The following is an 18,894-nucleotide window of genomic DNA, read 5'->3' on the forward strand; positions in this document are numbered from 1 at the left end:
AACCGGCGGGGGAGAGCTCAACCGGCGGGCATCAGTGGTGGAAGTGTGACCCGTCGCCCTCGCGTGGCATCGGGCTCTCCAGGCGATTGAGGAAGTCGACCTCGGTCCGGATGTCGGCGATGAGTGCACGGGCGAGGTCGTGACTCAGCCCGGCGCGCACGACGATTCGCTGCACGGTCAGGTCGGCGAGGTCGTCGGCCATCGGGTATGCGGGAACCAGCCAGCCCTTCATGCGCAGGCGGTCGGACAGGTCGTAGAGGTTCCAGTTCTCGCTGTGCCCGGCCTTCAGTTTCCAGGCGAAGACCGGGATCGTGTCGCCCTTGCTGACCAATTCGAGGCCGTCGATCTGAGCAATCTGTCCGGAAAGCCATTGCGCCACATCGAGAGAACCCTGCTGGACCTGGGTGAAGCCGTCGCGGCCGAGCCGCAGGAACACGTAGTACTGCAGCAGGACCTGTGCGCCGGGGCGGGAGAAGTTGAGTGCCAGGGTCGGCATGTCGCCGCCGAGGTAGGAACAGTGGAACACCATGCTCTCGGGCAGTGCGTCGGTGTCGCGCCACACGATCCAGCCGACACCCGGATAGACCAGTCCGTACTTGTGGCCTGAGGTGTTGATCGAGACGACACGGTCGACACGGAAGTCCCATTCGAGGTCCGGCTGACAGAAGGGGGCGATCATCGCACCCGACGCGCCGTCGATGTGGATCTTGACGTCGAGCCCGGTGTCGGCCTGGATCTCGTCGAGCTTGGCCGCGATCGCGGTCACCGGCTCGTACATCCCGGTGTAGGTCTGTCCCATGATGGCGACGACCCCGATCGTGTTCTCGTCCACGTACTTCTCGAGCTCGTGACCGTCGAGGACGAGGTGGTCGGGGCTGATCGGTACCCATTTTGGCTCGACCTCGAAGTAGTTGCAGAACTTCTCCCAGCACACCTGGACCGCCGTCGACAGCACGATGTTGGGATTCTCGGTCGACTTGCCCTCGGCGCGGCGCCGGGTCTGCCAGTGCCGTTTGAGCGCGAGCCCACCGAGCATGCAGGCCTCCGACGAGCCGATCGTCGAGGTACCGATCGCGTTGTCGACGTCCGGGTTGTGCCACAGGTCGGCGAGGATGCGCCAGCACCGGTCCTCGATCGCGGCCGTCTGCGGGTACTCGTCCTTGTCGATCATGTTCTTGTCGAAGGTCTCCGAGTACAACTTCTTGGCCTCGTCGTCCATCCACGTCGACACGAAGGTCGCGAGGTTCAGGCGGGCGTTCCCGTCGAGCATCGCCTCGTCGTGCACGATCTGATAGGCGGTGTCGGGCAACAACATCGAGTCACCCAGTGCGAACTTGGGGAGGTCGGTCGCCTCGCCGTCGCGGTTGAAGACGGTGCGCAGGGTCATCGCATCGCCGATGTTGGTGGTGGCGCGGGCGCCACCGCTCTTGTTGTGGACGCCCGGGTCGGTGGTCATGGACACCGAACCTATCCGACCCGGACGACCGGCGGGTGGCGATCTTTCACCCTTGTCTAGCGTTGGCCTGGATCACCTCCCGCAGGTAGACGGCCAGGCCGGGGGCCTGCGCGTCGTAGTGTGCGGTGAAGCGTGGGTCGGCGACGTACATGTCGGCCAGGCAGACCTGCATGGCGTGATCACAGTCGTAGAAGCGACCGATCTGCGCGCGATGCTCCTCGGCGAGTGCATTCGCCTCGTCGGTTCCGGGTGTCACCCCGCGGCGCATCGCCTCGGCGAGACGACGTTCGAGATCGTCGGTCTCGGCCTTGATGCGCTGCCAGTCGGCCTTGGTGAACTGTGCGGTCCGTTTCTGGCTCTGCTTCCAGGCGACGGTGTCGCCCCAGCGTTCCTCCGCCTCGGCGGCGTACTCCTCGCCGGTCCAGTCGTCCCCGAAGATCTCGGCCTGCTCGGCCGCCGACAGGGCAATGCCATCTTTCTTGGCGTTCATCATCTCCTCCAGTGCCGCGACCATCCGGTGCAAGCGGTCGATCCGGCCGGCGAGGATCTCGCGCTGGGTCTCGAGATGACTCAGCGGGTCCACATCGGGGTCGTCGAGCAGGGTCGCTATCTGCTCGAGGGAAAAGCCCAGCTCACGGTAGGTGAGAACCTGGTGGAGACGTTCGACGTCGGTGTCGTCGTAGACGCGGTACCCGGCTGGTGTCCGACCGGATGGCACCACCAGGCCGATCTGGTCGTAGTGATGCAGCGTGCGGATGCTGACGCCGACCATGCCGGCGACGACACCGACGGTCAGCTCCCGGGTGTCCACCTTGGAAGTGTGCTTTTCCTCGCTCACATCGACAACCCTGCTGCCTGACGTCGCGTGAGGGTCAAGTGTGCGGAGCGACCGGTGCCGTCGGCGTCACGGAAACTTGACATGTGTATCAGATTGGAAACTGGGGTACGTGTGCACCGATCTCGGGCCGTCGGCCCGGTAGTGTTGGTATCACCTGCAACACCAGTAACACGCGTACCACGATCTGGAGTCACCGCATGTCCGTGCCGTATGGCCGCAGCCCCCGCCGAGGCCTCGGCATCCGAACCCTGCTGACGGCGGCGGCCACCATCCTCGCTCTCCTCGCCGGACTCGTCACGGCCGGCGGGGCCCAGGCAGCGGACGGATACGCATACGTGAATCTCGGTGACAGCTACAGCGCAGGCGCATCGGTGTTCCCCCAGGCGACGAGCGCGGCGACCTTCTGCTCGAACTCGGCGATCAACTACTCCAGCCTCGTTGCCAAACGACGCGGGACCGAGGTCGTCGATGTCAGTTGCGCGGGCGCGACGACCGAAGACCTCACCAAGTCGCAGTATCGGTGGCAGGGACCGCAGATCAGCGCGATCGGACCGGCCACCCGCTTGATCACCCTCACGATCGGCGCGAACAACAACGGACTGTTCAGCAATTCGACCTCGGCTTGCCAGCGGGCGTGGATGGCCGCGCCGTTGTCAGCGACCCCATGTCGCGACGAGTTCGGTACCTCGTTGGTCGACAAGATCAAATCCTCGACCTACCCCGACCTCGTGAACGCCCTGCGCCTCGTCGGCCGCGAAGCGCCGCGCGCACGCGTCGTCCTCGTCGGATATCCGCAGATCTTCCCGGCCACGGGTTCGGCGCTCTGCTCGGCGTCGTTGCTCACGACACCCGGGGACACCGCATACCTGCATCGTGTCTTCAAAGCCCTCAACGACGCCATGCGCCGCGCCGCCGCAGCCACCCGCGTGACCTTCGTCGACATGACCAAGGTCTCCGCGGGCCACGACGCCTGCGCGGGCGAACGGCGATGGGTCGAGCCGACGCTCGGTGCGGTCAGCTTCCCCGCGATGCACGCCAACGCGCGCGGCCAGAAGGCGATGGCCGACCAGGTCGTGGCCGCGCTGCGGTGAGGGACCGCTGTGCGGGCTGCTCGCCGTGTAGAGGCACTGCTCACTGGTCGGTAGGGGGGTACTCATGGGACTCATTCGGTCGTACACCAGGCTCAGCGACGATGAACTGCGCGAAATCAACATGATGGGTTCGGCCCGGGACACCGCCGACTTCGTCAGCAGCCTCCGTCAAGCCGACCCGACCATCTCCACCGACATCGACAAGGCGTATCAGGCACTCGAGCTGATGTTCGACCGATCGGCGATGCCGGTGAACCCGGTCCGAGGGCAAGGAATGGTGCCCGGCAACATCGACTTCGGCGAAGGTATCCCGAACTACATGAGTCCCGAGTACGTGGTGGCCACCCGGGACATCCTCGCGCACATCACCTTCGACACGTTGCTCGATGACACCACCGCGACAGAACTCGCTCGCCAGGAGGTGTGGCCGATGATGCGCCATTGGGACGATGGGGCTGTCGAACATCTGGGCCCCATAGAAGAACTACGGCGCGAAACCGATGACCGCGGTGCCCTTCTGGCAGGCCGCGAGGACGCCTTCGAGCTGAGACGGTGCGCAGGTCCAACCGGCCACCGACTGCTGCTGGCCGGTGGTGATCTTCGGTCCGTACTGGGTGGCGATGGTCCGCGCCGAATCACAGGACACGTCGCCGGCGAGGATCATGACTCGCAACGCGCCGTCGGGGCCCGGGATGGTGCCGCAAGTGGTGTCTGAATCGTCGGACGCGGTCGCACTCGACGTCGTCGTCGACACCGGCTTGCGACCGGGGACCACCGGCGGCGAGGTGGCGGGTTGTTCGGCGGACGGTGATCCCGACTCCGCGGCAACGGCCTGAGAGGTCGACGACGCGGTGGTCACGTCCTGTTCCGCGCCGCAGGCCACGAGCATCGACATCGCCGCCGCGAGTCCGAGGGTCGCCGCCGCGACCCTGATCGGTCGGCGAGAGCGGCTCGTGGAGGGACCGGTGGGACGAGATCTGCGCGACATGGTTCACCACGGTAGCGAATGCGGTCTCGTCGACCGCACCGGTGGCCGGTGTCGGTCGGCGGTTTGGGATGGGCGCGCCCGACCTGCGAAGATGCTGGACGTGAGCAGTACCGGAACCGAAGTCGCCGACCCCACCTACGCCGTCGGCACCACCCTCGCCGGCACCCGTGGGCGCACGGGGACGATCACCACACCGCATGGTCAGATCCACACCCCCGCGTTCATCCCCGTCGGTACCAAGGCGACCGTGAAGACGGTCCTCCCGGAATCGGTCTCCGCCCTCGGCGCCCAGGCCGTGCTCGCCAACGCCTACCACCTGTATCTGCAGCCGGGGCCGGAGATCATCGACGCGGCCGGCGGGCTCGGCGCGTTCATGAACTGGCGGGGGCCCACGTACACCGACAGCGGCGGCTTCCAGGTGATGTCGCTGGGCGCGGGGTTCAAGAAGGTCATCTCGATGGAGGCCACCGGCACGCCCGACGACGACCTCACCGCCAACGGCAAAGAACGGCTCTCGCGGGTCGACGACGACGGGGTGACCTTCAAGTCGCACCTCGACGGTTCGGCGCATCGCTTCACGCCGGAGGTGTCGATGCAGATCCAACACCAGCTGGGCGCCGACATCATCTTTGCCTTCGACGAGCTGACCACCCTGATGAACACTCGCGAGTACCAGGTGAATTCGCTCGAGCGCACCCGGTTGTGGGCGATTCGCTGTCTCGCCGAACACAATCGGCTGAGCGTCGAACGCGCACACCGGCCGCAGCAGTCGCTCTGGGGTGTCATCCAGGGCGCCCAGTACGAGGATCTGCGGCGCAAGGCCGCTCGCGACCTCGTCGCCTTGAGCGAGGCGGACCGCGCGGCCGGCGGAAAGGGCTTCGGCGGCTACGGCATCGGCGGAGCACTCGAGAAGGACAACCTCGGCACCATCGTCGGCTGGGTCAACGACGAACTCCCGGAGGACTCCCCGAAACACCTCTTGGGGATCAGTGAACCCGACGACATCTTCACCGCCATCGAGAACGGCGTCGACACCTTCGACTGCGTATCGCCGACCCGGGTCGCCCGCAACGGTGCGATCTACTCACTCGACGGCCGGTACAACGTCACGAATGCCAAGTATCGCAGTGACTTCCGGCCGCTCGACCCCGAGGTCGAGAACTACACCTCGCAGTACAGCCGGGCCTACCTGCATCATCTGTTCAAGGCGAAGGAAGGCCTCGGCCCCACGCTGGCGACGCTGCACAACGTGTCCTTCATCGTCACGCTCGTCGACCGGGCCCGCCAGGCCATCGAGAACGGCACATACACCGAGTACCGCGACGAGTTCCTCCGGCGTTACTACGGAGGTCCCCGGTAGGCGTGACCATTGCTCAGAACGGTGGCGGGTTGGCGTCGTTCCAGCGCTTCTCGGCGCGTTGGTGGCGTCGGAAGTCGTTGTCGCGCTGGGTGTTGAGTCTGTCTCGGGCGGGGTGATCGGGTGACCGTCTGGGGAAGAGCTTGTTGAACAGGTCGCGTCCGCTGAAGGCGTTGCCGACGAACATGTGCCCGGTGGGTGTGGTGAACCAGGCGGTCTGGAGTTCGTCTTGGTGGTCCTGCCAGCTGGTGAAGGTCTTGATGCGGTGATGGAACCGGCACAGCGGTTTGAGGTTGCGCGCATCGGTCGGGCCACCGCGACGCGGGTCGGCGTGATCGAAGGGTTCGGTGTGGTCGAGATCGATCTGCCAGACCGGGGCGTTGCAGCCGGGGAAGGTGCAGCACAGTTCGCCGGCGCGCACCAGCGCCTGCAGCTTCTTCGAGGGGGTGTATCGCGTTGTCGAACTGTCCGCGTCGGGAGGCGGTGAACCGTCGGGTGCGTCGGGTGCGGGATGGATGTAGGTGCGGCGGGCTTCGGCGAGGAGTGTTCGGGCGGTGTCGGCGTCGATGATGCCGTGGCGGTCGAGGAAAGCGGGGTCGTTGTCGAGACCGAACAGGGTCGACAGGTTCACCACGATGTGAAAGGTCGCGCGCGGCGCCGGCGATGACGACGGCGACGCGTCCGGACCCGGAGGGTCGGCGACAACCGTGTCGCTGTCCGGGGTGTCGGTGTCATCGTTCCCGGAGTGGCGCGCGGGTGCCTCAGTCGTGTGGTCGGCGGTGTCCACTGTCGCTGCGTCGACGTCGCCGGTGGTGTTGGCTTCAATGTCCATTGCGGCAGGTCGGCAGTCGTCGCATTCGCACGCGATAGAAGCTTCGCCCCGCGCGAGCGCTTTCAGAGCATCGACTCGGCGGTTGGCCAACTTTCGAGGGTCACCGGCGTGGACCGCGGTGGCCATCGCCGTCAGGCGGGCGTCGAACTCGGCGGCATCAGCAGTGGGCAGCGTGCCGGAGATCCGGGACTGCCCGGGTGTGAACCGATCGGGGCTCACCGTCACCTTGCGATCACACTTCACGCGCTCCTTACGTCGGCGGATCGCGTCGGGTGCCCACTTGGTGACGATGGAATCGACCATGGCGGTGAACCGGGCCGTCGACATCGGTGCGCGGGCGAAGATCGCCTCGGCGAGATGGGCGTCGACGGTCTGCATCTCTTCGTCGTCGGTGATGAGGTCGGTGCGTTTGAGGGCGATGAGGAAGCGGCGCTTGTCGATTCGACCGCACGCGAGTGCGTGTCCGGTGAAGGAGAGTCGGTAGCGCAGTGCGTCGCCGGCTTCGATGAGGTCTTTCGCCTCGGCCGGTGTCACGGTGAGGGTGGCGCCGACTTCGGCGATGGCCTGTTCGAGACCGTTCGGTCCGAACTGCTCGTAGGGGTTCTCACCCGCGGCCACTCGCGCGGACAGGGCATCGAAGGCCTCAATCGAATCAAGTTCGCCGCTGTGCGTCTCGGCGCGCCGCTGCGCGTAGTCCATCTCGCGTTCATCGTGAATGAGGCTGGCAACGACCATCATTCGATGCGCGGACGCTGCCGCCAAGCCCGCGCAGTGGTTGAGGACCTCGACGAGTTCGGATGCGGAGAGTTCATGGTCGGGACGAAAGCGCGGCTCGACCGACTCCTGTAATGGGTCCACCGATGTAGTGGATCCGGCCCCCGCCCCCGATGACATACCTCCACGATACTCGAATATAGGTTCGAGTCAAGGGTGATCTCTGGATTTCTCGGGGTGGTCTGGCAATCGAATCACGCCGCACCGACAAGAGTGACGCGTCGCCTCGGTGGCCTCGACGGGCGTTGCGTCCTCGCTTCGCTCGGTCGAGCTGCTCGACCAGCGGGACACCGCGGCGGTGCTCGACCAGCAGAGGGCGGCGCACCACAACGAGCGACGGCGGACGGGTGTCAGCGGGAGTCCTCGGCAACCATCCGTTCGCGGATGCCGCCGGCGACCCCGGTGCTGTCCGGGTTGGGGTCGTGGATCGCACCCGCGTGCGGCTCGACCGGCGTCCCCTTCTCGGTCTCGGACTTCGCCGTCGCCGCCGAGAACCGCTCGGTGATCCCGGGCAGGAGGTGATGAGAAGCGTTGGCGGCCTTGGCTTTGTAGCCGACCGTCTGCTCCAGCTTCGGGTCGGTGCAGGCTGCCACGATCGCGTCGACCACGATCTGCGGATCGTCCATCGCGGACATCCGCGGTTCGTGTCCGGTGTAGTTGGCGGCGTGGACCCACCATGGGGTGTCCACGCCCCACGGCATGATGGTGCCGACCTTGATGGCGTCGTCGCCGGCCATGCGCAGCTCTTCGCTGATCGAGTGCCCGAGGCTCCGAACCGCCGCTTTCGTTGCGGCGTAAGTGTTCTGGAGTGCGATGGGTACCTCGCTGTCGACCGAGCCCACGTTGATGAGTGTGCCGCGACCCTGCGACCGGAAGACGCGCAGCGCCGCATGTGCGCCGTAGATCAGGCCCTTCAGGTTCACGTCGACGAGGCGAGCGTGGTCCTCGATCGGGATGTCCCAGAAGTATCCGACCGCGCCGACGCCGACGTTGTTCACCCACACGTCGATCGACCCGAACCGTTCGAGCGCGGCGGACGCGAGATGGGCGACGGCACGCGGATCGCTGACATCGGTGGGCACCGCCAGCGCCGACCCGCCCTTGCCGGTGATCTCCGCGACGACCTCGTCGAGGACCGCGGTTCGACGCGCCGCGACGACGACGTTCGCGCCGAGTTCTCCGAGTCGCACCGCGGCGCCGCGTCCGAATCCGCTCGACGCGCCGGCGATGACGACGGTGGAGCCGTTGATTTCCTTGTTGTCTGTCATGGTGATCGCCTACCCGAGGCGGGGTTCACCAAACCGAGAGGAGGCGCGCTCAGCCCGCGGCGCGGGACTGCCGGAAGGACTCGATCGCGGCGAGATCGTACGAGTTCGCCCCGGTCCCGATGCCCTGGGCGACGTGCGCGGCCACCGCGCAACCGAGTTCGGCGGAGTCGGCGAGACCGAGCCCGCGCAGGCGGCCGGTCAAGAACCCGGCGGAGAACGAGTCGCCGCAACCAGTGGTGTCCACGACGTCCACCTCGAACGCCGGCACCGTGACCACATCGTCGCCGGTCACGACCAGCGCGCCGTCGGCGCCGCGGGTGAGCGCCACGCAACCGACACCGCGGTCCAGGAGCACCCGTGCGCCGTCGGTGAGGTCGTCAGTTCCGGTCAGTCCCCGGGTCTGCTCGTCGTTGGGCAGCAGGTAGTCGAGGTGGGGAAGTGCGTCGGCGATCCACTCGAGAAGGCCGGGGTCGCCAGCCGACAGCAGATCGGCCGACGTCGTGATCCCGCGGTCGCGCGCCCGGCCGAGGAGCTCTGCGGCGACGGCGCCGCCCAGGAACTCCGGGCCACCGAGGTGCAGGTGGTCGAGCCCGGTCAGCGCGTCTGCACCCAGGTCGTCGAGCGTGAACTGCGCATTCGCCCCGATGCAGTGCCATGCGGGACGGTCCCCGTTGGGTCGGACGGGTATGACCGATGACGACGACTGGATCCCGGGCTTCGCAACCAGGCCGCCGGTGTCGACGCCTTCGGCGTCCAGCAGTGCGGTCAGCGAACGCCCGATCGAGTCGTCGCCGATCGCTCCGTGGGTCCGTACCGTGGCGCCCAGCCGACTGAGGACGAGCGCGGTTCCGCCCGCGGTACCGGCGGCGGAGAAACCGATGGACTGGACGAGCGCGCCGTCGGACCCCGCCGGGATGGACTCGATCCCAACGACGTGGATGTCCAGCACATGGACGCCCACGGTTGCGATCGTCGGCGGTTCGAGCAGCGGTGAGGGTGTCACGTCCGGTTCTCCTTGGGTGTCCCGTAGTCCAGCCGGATCGCCTGGGCGACAGTGGACTGCTGTTGGTCCTCGGTGAGTTCGCGAGGCCGGCCCATGCTGCTGGTCCGGGTGAAAGAGGGTCGCGAGCCACTCCAGCAGCAGGGCGTTCTCCACCGCGTGGGCCAGGCTGGAGCCGCGTGCCACCGAACCGTGGTTCGCCATCAGCGCGACCTGGGTGTCGACCAGCGCGTCGGCGACGATCCCGGCGAGCTCCGGGCTCCCGAACGTGGCGTACGGCGCGACCGGGATGGCACCGCCGAGGCCGAGTTGTTGGTAGTGAAGCACCGGTAACGAGGTCAGTCCGCTGACGCAGGCGACCGCGGTCCCGAAGGGTGCGTGGGTGTGGACGATCGCCTGTGTGCCGGTTTCCTCGTAGACGCGGAGGTGCAGGTCCAGCTCGGACGACGGCGCGATCGGCCCGTCGACGACGTCGCCGGCAAGGGACACCACCGTCACGTCGGTCGCGGCACAGTTCGCGAGCACGACCCCGGTTCCGGTGATCGCGACGTGATCGCCCGCACGCGCCGACACGTTGCCGGAGGTGCCGATCAGCAGACCTTCGGCCGCCAGCCGTCGAGCGGCTGCGGCGACCTCGTCGCGTATCGACGGGTCGCTCATCGGCCGAATGCGTCGGTCCGCACTCCGCGGAGAAGGATCGCCGGGCATGTCGCGGAACTCGGAGCGCATTCGGTACGTTGGGACCACATACCGGACATTTACGCACATGCCTTTGCTCCCGGCACCCGGTATGAAACACCCGAGCACCAGCGAGAGAGACGATGAGACGCGGAAAGCGCCGAAAACGCCGACGACACCAGTCGGCCCCCTGTTGTGAATTGAATGACCCGGGTGTTCCGCCCGGCCCCGACACCGGGACGGTCTCATGCTGACCCTCCTCGGAATCGGACTCGGAATCCTGGTGGTCTTCCTGATCACCGCCCTCACCGGTTACTTCGTGGCCCAGGAATTCGGCTACATGGCGGTCGACCGGTCCCGCCTCAAAGCCCGTGCCGAAACCGGTGACGCCGCCGCGAGACGCGCGCTCGCGGTCACCCGCCGCACGTCCTTCATGCTCTCCGGCGCCCAGCTGGGCATCACTGTCACCGGCCTGCTCGTCGGCTACGTGGCCGAACCCCTGATCGGTTCCGGCGTCGGCGAGCTGCTCGGCGGCGTGGGTATCCCGGTGGGCGTGGGTGTCGCGATCGGCACGATCATCGCGATCATCTTCTCCACCGTCGTGCAGATGGTCTTCGGTGAGCTGTTCCCCAAGAACCTCGCCATCGCCCGGCCCGAGCCGGTCGCACGGTGGCTCGCCCGTTCGACGACGATCTACCTGGCCGTATTCGGTTGGCTCATCGCATTGTTCGACAAGTCGTCGAACCTGCTGCTGCGAGCGCTGCGCATCGAGCCCGTGCACGACGTCGAGCATTCGGCGTCGGTGCGCGACCTCGAGCACATCGTCGCCGAGTCCCGCGACGCGGGTGACCTGCCCGACGAGCTGTCCGTCCTGCTCGACCGTGTGCTCGAATTCCCCACGCGCACCGCAGAACACGCGATGATCCCGCGACCGAACACCGATCATGTCGACGCCGATCTGGCGGCGGGTGAGGTGCTGACACTGATGAGCACCGGCCACACGCGGTACCCCGTGCTGGCCGGCGGTGACGACGAGGTAAGCGGCGTGATCCACCTCCAGGACCTCCTGGAGTGGAGCTACGCGCTGAAAAAACAACCGCCGCAGGCTGATTCGTCGGCCACCGCGGTAGACCTGTGTCGTCCCGCGGTGGTGGTGCCCTCGACGCTCCCGCTGCCCGAGGTGTTGGAGACCCTCGCGGACGCACATGACGAGATGGCGGTGGTCATCGATGAATACGGCGGCTTCGCCGGGGTCGTGACCGCCGAGGACATCGCCGAGGAACTGGTCGGCGAGATCGACGACGAACACGACTCCGAGGCGACCGTCGCGATCGAGGAGAGCCCCGAGGGATGGCGCGTGCGGGGTGACGCACACGTCGACGAGGTCTCCCGGACCGTCGGCTGGGACCTCCCCGAAGGCGACTACGAGACGATGGCCGGACTGGTGATCGCCGAATTCGTCGGACTCCCGGAGGTCGGGGACACGGTGACGATCGAGATCGATCCCGATCCGTCGACCCTGCTCGAAGACGACGAGGCGCCACCCCGCACCGTGCGGGCCACGGTCCTCGAAGTCGACAAGCGCGTCCCCGCTCTGCTGTCGATGAGCGTGGCACACAACGACAACAACCCGGGCGAGAAGAGCCCGGACGACACGAACCGGGGCGAGAAGAAGAACCCGGCCGAGAACGGAGAGGAGAGCGACAATGGATAACCCGTGGGTCGTCGCGGCTGTCACCGTGGCCCTGATCGCGTCCAGCGCCTTCTTCGTCGCGGTCGAGTTCGCCCTCATCGCCGCGCGTCGGCACCGGCTCGAAGACGCGGCTGCGACCAGCGGCAGCGCCCGCGCAGCTCTGCGCAGCGCATCAGAACTGTCGGTGCTGCTCGCCGGGTCGCAGCTCGGCATCACGGTGTGCACGCTCGCACTGGGTTCGGTCACGAAACCCGCTGTGCACCACTGGCTCACGCCGCTGTTCGCCGGGTGGGGTCTGCCGTACTGGTCGGCCGACGTGATCGGCTTCGTCCTCGCCCTCGTCATCGTGACGTTCCTGCACCTCGTCGTCGGTGAGATGGCGCCGAAGTCGTGGGCCATCGCCCACCCCGAGAAGTCGGCGATCATGCTCGCGATCCCGATGCGCGCCTTCATGTGGGTGACCCGTCCGTTCATCGTCCAGCTCAACCACCTCGCCAACTGGTGCCTCAAGCGCGTCGGCGTCGAGCCGGTGGACCAGGTCGCGACCGGGCAGGACAGCGACGCCCTCCGCCACCTGGTGGAGCACTCGGCCACCGTGGGCACACTCGACGAGCGGTACCACGCCCACCTGACGAGTGCCCTGGAACTGGAGTCGTTGACCGTCGGCGACGTCGTGACCCCCAACGACCATCTGGCCGTGGTCGGTCCGGCCGCGGACGCCGATGAGATCCAGACGGCCGGCCGGACCTCGGGCCACCTGCGGCTGCTGGTGCGCGACGATGCGTCCGGGGCGCCGGTCCGCGGTGTCGTGCATGTGCGCGACAGCCTGGCCGCGTCGCCCGGCACCACGGCGGCCGATCTCATGCGCCCGGTCCTGAGCGTCGAGTCGGCGCAGCCGGTGTACGAGACGCTCACCGCCATGCGGGAACAGCGCGCCCACCTCGCGCTCGTCACCGATGGGGGCCGCGCGGTCGGACTCATCACCATCAACGACGTGCTCCAGCGGTTGCTGGCGACCACGGCGTAGGAGGCGGTCGGGGCGCAGGGTGGGCCGCTAGGTCCACTCGTCGGCCGTCAGGAACCACGGTTCGGCCGGCAGCGCGGCGGGGTCGAACCGGTTCGCCAGTTGCTCTGCGCGCACGGGCTCGTCCCGGCCGCCGAGCCCCAGTGAATGGGCGATGCGGGACAACACGGTCGACGTCGCCACCCCTGCGGCGGCGAGGTCGGCCAGGGTCACCGCCCCGTCCCGCTTGCTGAGCCGGATTCCGTTGGCGTTGAGCACCATCGGGACGTGCGCGTACGTCGGTGGGGCCTTCCCGAGCAGCGCCGCCAGGTAGGCCTGCCGGGGCGCCGACGACAACAGATCGTCCCCGCGGACGACCTGGTCGACGCCCTGCGCGGCATCGTCGACGACGACGGCCAGGTTGTAGGCCGGGGTGCCGTCGTTGCGCAGCAGCACGAAGTCGTCGACCGCGCCCATGTAGGGACCGTGCAGCAGGTCATCGACGCCGTACTCCCGGACGTCGGCCCGCAGCCGGATCGCGGGTGGCCGGGTGGCACGGCGTTCGTCGCGTTCGGCGGCGGTGAGGTCGCGGCACGTGCCCGGGTAGGCGCCCTGCGGCGCATGGGGTGCGGACGGCGCGTCGAGGATCTCTCGGCGGGTGCAGAAACACTCGAAGGTGCGGCCGGCGTCGCGCAGGTCGTCGAGGACGGCACGGTATGCCTCGAGCCGGTCGGTCTGGTGGACGACGGGCGGGTCCCAGTCGAGGCCCAGGGCCGCGAGATCGGACAACTGCCGGGAATCCGCACCCTCGACGGCTCGGTCGAGATCCTCCATCCGGATCAGGAATTGCCGGCCGGTGGTTCGCGCGAAGAGCCAGGCGAGCACGGCGGTCCGCAGATTGCCGACGTGGAGGTCCCCGGAGGGGGAGGGCGCGTACCGGCCCGCTCGCTGCGTCGACACCGCGTCGAGATTACCGGTCGGCGATGAGAATCCGCGCTGCGGCCGGTCTGCCTGTAACGGCCCGGACGACGACACGCCGGGTATGCGGCGGCGTGTAGGCGTTGCGGTCCCGTCGACGAGTGAGGAACGATGAGTTTCATGGATCTCCCGGTCATGCCGCCTGTTGCGCCGATGCTGGCCAAGGCGGTGACCAGCGTGCCGCCGCAGCCCGACGGTTCGGTGGCGTGGTCGTATGAACCCAAGTGGGATGGTTTTCGCGCGTTGGTCTTCCGCGACGGCGACGAGGTGACGATCGGATCGCGAGGCGGCAAGGACCTGGCCCGGTACTTCCCCGAGATCGTCGCGGCGGTGAAGGACGAACTGCCCGACAAGGTGGTCCTCGACGGTGAGATCGGGGTGCCGGCACTGATCGGCGACACGCATCGGCTCGACTGGGATTCGCTCGCGCAGCGCATCCATCCGGCGGAATCGCGCGTCACCATGCTCGCGGAGAAGACGCCGGCGATCTTCATCGGATTCGACGCGCTGGCGCTGGAGTCGACGAGCGTGATGGGCGAACCCTTCGAGGTGCGCCGGGAAGCGCTGTTGCGGGCCGTCGGTCCGGGTGGGCGGGACCGTCGCGTGCATGTCAGCCGGGTGACGAGCGACCCCGCGGTCGCCGAGGACTGGTTCTCCGCCTTCGAAGGTGCCGGGCTCGACGGTGTCGTCGCCAAGCGACTCGACGGCGTGTACATCGAGAACAAGCGGGAGATGCTGAAGATCAAACACAAACGGACCGCGGACTGTGTGATCTTCGGGTATCGAATCCACAAGTCGGGCACCGGGATCGGGTCGATGCTGCTCGGACTGTACGGCGACGACGGCGAACTGCGGATGGTCGGCGGGGCCGGAGCCTTCTCCGACGCCAAACGGATCGAGTTGCAGCAGATGTTCGAACCGATGCGGCTGGACCCGGAGAAGGCGTCGCCGGGCGAGCCGACGCGGTGGCGTTCGGAGAAGTCGGGGGAGTGGATCCCGATCCGTCCGGAGCTGGTCGCGGAGTTCGCCTATGACCAGATGGAGAACCATCGCTTCCGGCACACGGTGAAATTCCTTCGCTGGCGGCCCGATCGAGAACCGGAGAGCTGCGGCTACGACCAGCTCGACGTCCCGCTGACCTACGACCTGCACGACGTCCTCGAAGGAGAATGACGATGGCATCTCGCTCGCCCGCCGAGGAACTCGACGTCGACGGGGTCGCTGTCCGGATGAGCAACCCGGACAAGATCTACTTCCCCGAACTCGGCGAGAACGGCGGCCGCAAGCGCGATCTCGTCGGGTACTACCGCACCGTCGCACTCGGCGACACGGGTGGCCGGGCCGACGACAGCGGCGACGGACCGCTGATGCGCGCCACCCGCGACCGCCCGACCTTTCTGCAGCGCTTCCCCGACGGCGTCGAGGGCGAGGAGATCTACCAGAAGCACATCGCGAAGAAGCGGCCGGAGCATGTGCAGTCCACCCCGATCGTGTTCCCCTCCAAGCGAACCGGCGACGCGATCCGACCCACGGTGCCCGCGGATCTCGTGTGGGGCGCGAACCTGGGGACCGTCACCTTCCACACCTGGCCGACCCTGCATCCCGACAACGACCATCCCGATCAGCTTCGCATCGACCTCGATCCGCAACCCGGCACGACCTTCGAGGATGTGCGGCGCGTGGCGATCGAGGGGCTCAAGCCGCTGCTCGACGAACTGGGCTTCGTCGGTTTCGTGAAGACCTCGGGCGGTCGGGGAGTACACGTGTACGTGCCCATCGAACCGCTGTGGGACTTCATCGCGACCCGACGCTGCGTCATCGCGATCGCCCGGGAACTCGAACGCCGCGACCCGGACGCGGTCACCACATCGTGGTGGAAAGAGGAACGCGGAGAGCGGATCTTCATCGACTACAACCAGAACGCCCGCGACCGCACCATGGCGTCCCCGTACTCCGTTCGACGCAGCGCCCGCGCCCGGGTGTCGACGCCGGTGACGTGGGACGAACTCGCCGACGTCGATCCGGACGACTGCACCATCGCGACCGTCCCGAAGCTCCTGGAAGATCGCGGCGACCCATGGGCCGACATCGCCGACCACCGGCGCGGCGTCGAGAAGCTGCTGGAGATGGTCCAGGCCGACGACGCAAACGGCCTGGGCGACATGCCTTATCCGCCCAGCTATCCCAAGATGCCGGGCGAGCCGCCGCGCGTACAGCCGAGCAAGAAGGTCGCCGAGCACTGGGACGAGCAGGGCAACCGACGCTCCGACGGCTGAGGGTCGGATTCCGTAGGGATCAGCGGCGCAACGCCTCCGCGGCCCAGGTCGCGAAGCTCTGCCAGCCGACATCGGGGAACCGGCGGTGCAGCATCGGGATGTCGACCTCGTACCCGCGGTCGCCGAGGAACGTGAACATCGCCCGCATGTCCTCGGACTCGATACGTTCGGGATCGTAGGACTCCGCCGTGACCGTGGTGCCGAGAACGTCGCCGATGATGCGCGCCATCTCCTCGGGCGTCGGCTGATCGGACGCGAGGTCGATGCGTTGGCCGACGTGGACGTCGGGGGCGGCGAACAGGGTGGCGACGAGTCGGCCGAGGTCGCGCCGCGAGAGTTGTTGCAGCGGCTTGTCCGCGGGCATCGCGATCGGCATCACGCCCGCCGCGAGGGCGTCGGCTCCGCCGAGTAGGTTGTCGAAGAAGTAGGCCGGGCCGACGATCGTGTGCGGGATCTCGGTGGCCGCCAGCATCTGTTCGACCTCGAACTTGGAATCGAAATGCGGCACGCCGGTCTGGCGATCGGCCGAGGCCACCGAGGAGAACACGAGGTAGGGGATCGATGCGGACGTGGCGGCTTCGATCAGCGCACGACCCTGACCGATCTCGGCCTCGACGCCGGATTCGAACGGGGTGGTGAGCGCGAACACGCCCGCGGACCCGGTGAATGCCTCGGTGAGACCCGACCCGCTCACGATGTCCCCGACGGCGAGTTCGACGCCTCGGTCGGCCAGGCGTGCCGCCTTGCTCGACACCGCGTCCCGCACAACGGCGCGGACCGGGAAACCGGCCTCGAGCAGCGCGTCGAGCACGGCGCCGCCCTGCCCTCCGGTGGCTCCGACGACAACGACAGGGGAGGAATCGGCCATGTCGTCGACCCTAGCGGTCACACTCGACGGCCGGACGGTTTGGGTGAGTGCGCCGTCGGCGGCTATCATCTCGACGTTGGAGGATTCGCCTAGTGGCCTATGGCGCTCGCCTGGAACGCGGGTTGGGTTAACAGCCCTCAGGGGTTCGAATCCCCTATCCTCCGCCACCGAAGGTCCGCTGTGACACCCGTCTTTCCGGGTGACACCGCGGACCTTCGTCGTATCCCCGAGCGTGCGGGCCGAGTGCGATCGAGCCGCGCGGACCGGTTCGAGGACCCCGGCTCCGGCCGCCGGAACCCCTCGCTACACTGGACGACGGATCCCGCGCGGCGTGCATCCTGTGAACTCCCCCAGGGCCGGAAGGCAGCAAGGGTCAACGGGCTCTCTCGGGTGCGCGGGGTCCCCTATTTTCCCGATACGAAGTTTCAGGTCAGGGGCGTCGGCCACCCGCACCGGCGTCGAGCCGCGAGAGGGCCAACGTTGAATTTTCACTCGATGAGTGCCGACCAACTCCGGAACACCCAGACGGAACTGACCAAGCAATACGAGGCGCTGCGCGCGCTGGGTCTCAAGCTCGACCTCACCCGCGGCAAGCCGGCCCCCGAGCAACTCGATCTCTCGAACGGTCTCCTGTCGCTGCCCGGTGACGAGTTCCGAGACGGCGCGGGCACCGACACCCGCAACTACGGCGGACTCAACGGACTGCCCGAGTTGCGCGGCATCTTCGGGGAACTCCTCGCCGTCGACCCCGACAACCTGCTCGCGCTCGGCAACTCGAGCCTCGAGATCATGCACGACCTCACGGTCTTCGGGCTGTTGCACGGCACCGCCGACTCCGACGAGCCGTGGGGACGTCAGACGATCAAGTTCCTGTGCCCGTCGCCCGGTTATGACCGCCACTTCGCGATCACCGAGAGCTTCGGCATCGAGATGATCCCGGTGCCGATGCTGCCCGACGGTCCCGACGTGCGGGTGTGCGCCGAACTCGTCGCCGCCGACCCGAGCATCAAGGGCATGTGGGCGGTGCCCACCTACTCGAACCCGACCGGCGTCACCTTCTCCGAGGAGGTCACCCGCGGGTTGCTCGAGATGTCCGCGGCGCCGGACTTCCGGATCTACTGGGACAACGCCTACGTCGTCCACACGCTGGTGGAGACCCCGCCGACGCCGCTGCCGATCCTGGAGATGGCGGCGCAGGCCGGGCACCCGAACCGCGTGTACGTCCTCGGCTCGACGTCGAAGATCACCTTCGCCGGCGCCGGCGTCTCGTTCTTCGGGTCGTCGCCGGAGAACCTGGCCTGGTTCAGCAAGTACCTGTCGCTGAAGACCATCGGACCCGACAAGGTCAATCAACTGCGTCACCTCAAGTTCTTCGGCGACGCCGACGGTGTGCGGGCGCACATGGCCCGCCACCGGGAGATCCTCGCCCCGAAGTTCAAGCTCGTGCTCGACATCCTCGAGGACCGGCTCACGGAGTCGAAGGTGGCGTCGTGGTCGGAGCCGGAGGGCGGCTACTTCATCAGCCTCGACGTCGTCGACGGCGCGGCCCGACGCACCATCGAGCTGGCCAAAGAAGCCGGTATCGCGCTCACCGCCGCCGGATCGGCGTTCCCGTACAAGACCGATCCGCACGATCAGAACATCCGACTCGCACCGACGTTCCCGAACACCGACGACCTGCGGGCTGCGATGGACGGGGTGTCCACGTGCGTGCTGCTGGCCGCGGCGGAGACCCTGCTCGCCCGCTCCAGCTGACCCGACACGCCGATCCCGGCGTTAGATTGCTCTCATTCT

The 18,894-nt window shown here is 67.5% G+C and carries 16 protein-coding genes, 1 tRNA gene, 1 other RNA gene and 1 pseudogene; 11 read left to right on the forward strand and 8 right to left on the reverse strand.

Translation table 11 applies throughout. The features are described 5' to 3' along the window. Positions 1–31: 31 nt before the first annotated feature. Entirely contained in the window at positions 32–1,456 is a 1,425-nt protein-coding gene (locus AS181_RS07875) for a glutamate decarboxylase (protein ID WP_058251027.1), read from the reverse strand. Positions 1,457–1,502: 46 nt separating this feature from the next. Then, a complete protein-coding gene (locus AS181_RS07880; RefSeq protein ID WP_058251028.1) occupies positions 1,503–2,267 on the reverse strand; it encodes a MerR family transcriptional regulator in 765 nt (254 codons plus the stop codon). A 224-nt stretch (positions 2,268–2,491) separates the two neighbouring features. Between AS181_RS07880 and AS181_RS07885 the strand changes: the two genes are divergently transcribed. The 4 genes from AS181_RS07885 (at position 2,492) to tgt (ending at position 5,733) form a co-directional block, all read left to right on the forward strand. After that, complete coding sequence (locus AS181_RS07885) at positions 2,492–3,385, forward strand: SGNH/GDSL hydrolase family protein (RefSeq protein WP_058251029.1); 894 nt, start codon at positions 2,492–2,494, stop codon at positions 3,383–3,385. Between the two features lie 64 nt (positions 3,386–3,449). Further along, positions 3,450–4,100, forward strand: a complete 651-nt coding sequence (locus AS181_RS25710; protein ID WP_058251030.1) for a DUF1877 family protein — start codon at positions 3,450–3,452, stop codon at positions 4,098–4,100. Then, positions 4,093–4,221 (forward strand): hypothetical protein, encoded by a 129-nt coding sequence (locus AS181_RS25715; RefSeq protein WP_331456750.1) that lies wholly within the window; start codon positions 4,093–4,095, stop codon positions 4,219–4,221. The genes AS181_RS25710 and AS181_RS25715 overlap by 8 nt, the downstream gene beginning before the upstream one ends. A 243-nt stretch (positions 4,222–4,464) precedes the next feature. Next, positions 4,465–5,733, forward strand: coding sequence for a tRNA guanosine(34) transglycosylase Tgt (gene tgt / locus AS181_RS07895; protein WP_058251139.1), 1,269 nt, complete (start codon positions 4,465–4,467; stop codon positions 5,731–5,733). A 13-nt stretch (positions 5,734–5,746) separates the two neighbouring features. Here tgt and AS181_RS07900 read toward each other — a convergent pair whose 3' ends face one another. The 4 genes and pseudogenes from AS181_RS07900 to AS181_RS24525 all read right to left on the reverse strand — a co-directional run bounded on the left by AS181_RS07900 (position 5,747) and on the right by AS181_RS24525 (position 10,264). Continuing rightward, on the reverse strand, positions 5,747–7,456 hold the full coding sequence (locus AS181_RS07900) for an HNH endonuclease signature motif containing protein (RefSeq protein ID WP_058251031.1): 1,710 nt from the start codon (positions 7,454–7,456) through the stop codon (positions 5,747–5,749). Between the two features lie 230 nt (positions 7,457–7,686). After that, positions 7,687–8,604 carry an SDR family NAD(P)-dependent oxidoreductase gene (locus AS181_RS07905; protein WP_058251032.1) on the reverse strand — a complete coding sequence of 306 codons (918 nt, stop codon included), beginning with the start codon at positions 8,602–8,604 and terminating at the stop codon, positions 7,687–7,689. A 49-nt stretch (positions 8,605–8,653) separates the two neighbouring features. Further along, positions 8,654–9,607 (reverse strand): carbohydrate kinase family protein, encoded by a 954-nt coding sequence (locus tag AS181_RS07910; RefSeq protein WP_058251140.1) that lies wholly within the window; start codon positions 9,605–9,607, stop codon positions 8,654–8,656. Next, positions 9,604–10,264 (reverse strand): annotated as a pseudogene (locus AS181_RS24525) (class II aldolase/adducin family protein). Before AS181_RS24525 ends, AS181_RS07910 begins: the two are co-directional and overlap by 4 nt. A 265-nt stretch (positions 10,265–10,529) precedes the next feature. On the opposite strand from AS181_RS24525, the gene AS181_RS07915 reads away from it, so the two are divergent. Then, positions 10,530–11,996, forward strand: coding sequence for a hemolysin family protein (locus AS181_RS07915; RefSeq protein WP_058251033.1), 1,467 nt, complete (start codon positions 10,530–10,532; stop codon positions 11,994–11,996). Next, positions 11,989–13,002 carry a hemolysin family protein gene (locus AS181_RS07920; RefSeq protein ID WP_058251034.1) on the forward strand — a complete coding sequence of 338 codons (1,014 nt, stop codon included), beginning with the start codon at positions 11,989–11,991 and terminating at the stop codon, positions 13,000–13,002. Before AS181_RS07915 ends, AS181_RS07920 begins: the two co-directional genes overlap by 8 nt. A 27-nt stretch (positions 13,003–13,029) precedes the next feature. Here the strand turns inward: AS181_RS07920 and gluQRS are convergent, their stop codons facing one another. After that, positions 13,030–13,938 carry a tRNA glutamyl-Q(34) synthetase GluQRS gene (gene gluQRS, locus AS181_RS07925; RefSeq protein ID WP_058251035.1) on the reverse strand — a complete coding sequence of 303 codons (909 nt, stop codon included), beginning with the start codon at positions 13,936–13,938 and terminating at the stop codon, positions 13,030–13,032. Positions 13,939–14,076: 138 nt separating this feature from the next. Here gluQRS and AS181_RS07930 point away from each other — a divergent pair, with 138 nt between their 5' ends. Then, positions 14,077–15,129, forward strand: coding sequence for an ATP-dependent DNA ligase (locus AS181_RS07930; RefSeq protein WP_058251036.1), 1,053 nt, complete (start codon positions 14,077–14,079; stop codon positions 15,127–15,129). A gap of 2 nt (positions 15,130–15,131) precedes the next feature. Continuing rightward, a complete protein-coding gene (locus AS181_RS07935; protein WP_058251037.1) occupies positions 15,132–16,232 on the forward strand; it encodes a DNA polymerase domain-containing protein in 1,101 nt (366 codons plus the stop codon). A gap of 19 nt (positions 16,233–16,251) precedes the next feature. Here AS181_RS07935 and AS181_RS07940 read toward each other — a convergent pair whose 3' ends face one another. Beyond that, on the reverse strand, positions 16,252–17,100 hold the full coding sequence (locus tag AS181_RS07940) for an NmrA/HSCARG family protein (protein ID WP_058251141.1): 849 nt from the start codon (positions 17,098–17,100) through the stop codon (positions 16,252–16,254). 78 nt (positions 17,101–17,178) lie between these two features. Here AS181_RS07940 and AS181_RS07945 point away from each other — a divergent pair. The 3 genes from AS181_RS07945 (at position 17,179) to AS181_RS07950 (ending at position 18,855) form a co-directional block, all read left to right on the forward strand. Next, positions 17,179–17,267: transfer RNA gene (locus AS181_RS07945), tRNA-Ser, on the forward strand. Between the two features lie 147 nt (positions 17,268–17,414). Beyond that, positions 17,415–17,509, forward strand: an RNA gene (ffs, locus tag AS181_RS24530) — signal recognition particle sRNA small type. A 71-nt stretch (positions 17,510–17,580) separates the two neighbouring features. After that, complete coding sequence (locus AS181_RS07950; protein WP_058251038.1) at positions 17,581–18,855, forward strand: aminotransferase class I/II-fold pyridoxal phosphate-dependent enzyme; 1,275 nt, start codon at positions 17,581–17,583, stop codon at positions 18,853–18,855. The last annotated feature ends 39 nt before the right edge of the window (positions 18,856–18,894 follow it).

This window comes from Gordonia sp. SGD-V-85 (assembly GCF_001456905.1).
Lineage (GTDB): Bacteria > Actinomycetota > Actinomycetes > Mycobacteriales > Mycobacteriaceae > Gordonia > Gordonia hongkongensis.

Coding starts and splice junctions, on each gene's coding strand:
- AS181_RS07935 (WP_058251037.1), top strand. CDS start 15,132: ATGGCATCTCGCTCGCCCGCCGAGGAACTCGACGTCGACGGGGTCGCT.
- AS181_RS07900 (WP_058251031.1), bottom strand. CDS start 7,456: ATGTCATCGGGGGCGGGGGCCGGATCCACTACATCGGTGGACCCATTA.
- AS181_RS25710 (WP_058251030.1), top strand. CDS start 3,450: ATGGGACTCATTCGGTCGTACACCAGGCTCAGCGACGATGAACTGCGC.
- AS181_RS07930 (WP_058251036.1), top strand. CDS start 14,077: ATGGATCTCCCGGTCATGCCGCCTGTTGCGCCGATGCTGGCCAAGGCG.
- AS181_RS07885 (WP_058251029.1), top strand. CDS start 2,492: ATGTCCGTGCCGTATGGCCGCAGCCCCCGCCGAGGCCTCGGCATCCGA.
- AS181_RS07915 (WP_058251033.1), top strand. CDS start 10,530: ATGCTGACCCTCCTCGGAATCGGACTCGGAATCCTGGTGGTCTTCCTG.
- AS181_RS07905 (WP_058251032.1), bottom strand. CDS start 8,604: ATGACAGACAACAAGGAAATCAACGGCTCCACCGTCGTCATCGCCGGC.
- AS181_RS07875 (WP_058251027.1), bottom strand. CDS start 1,456: ATGACCACCGACCCGGGCGTCCACAACAAGAGCGGTGGCGCCCGCGCC.
- tgt (WP_058251139.1), top strand. CDS start 4,465: ATGCTGGACGTGAGCAGTACCGGAACCGAAGTCGCCGACCCCACCTAC.
- AS181_RS07940 (WP_058251141.1), bottom strand. CDS start 17,100: ATGGCCGATTCCTCCCCTGTCGTTGTCGTCGGAGCCACCGGAGGGCAG.
- AS181_RS07920 (WP_058251034.1), top strand. CDS start 11,989: ATGGATAACCCGTGGGTCGTCGCGGCTGTCACCGTGGCCCTGATCGCG.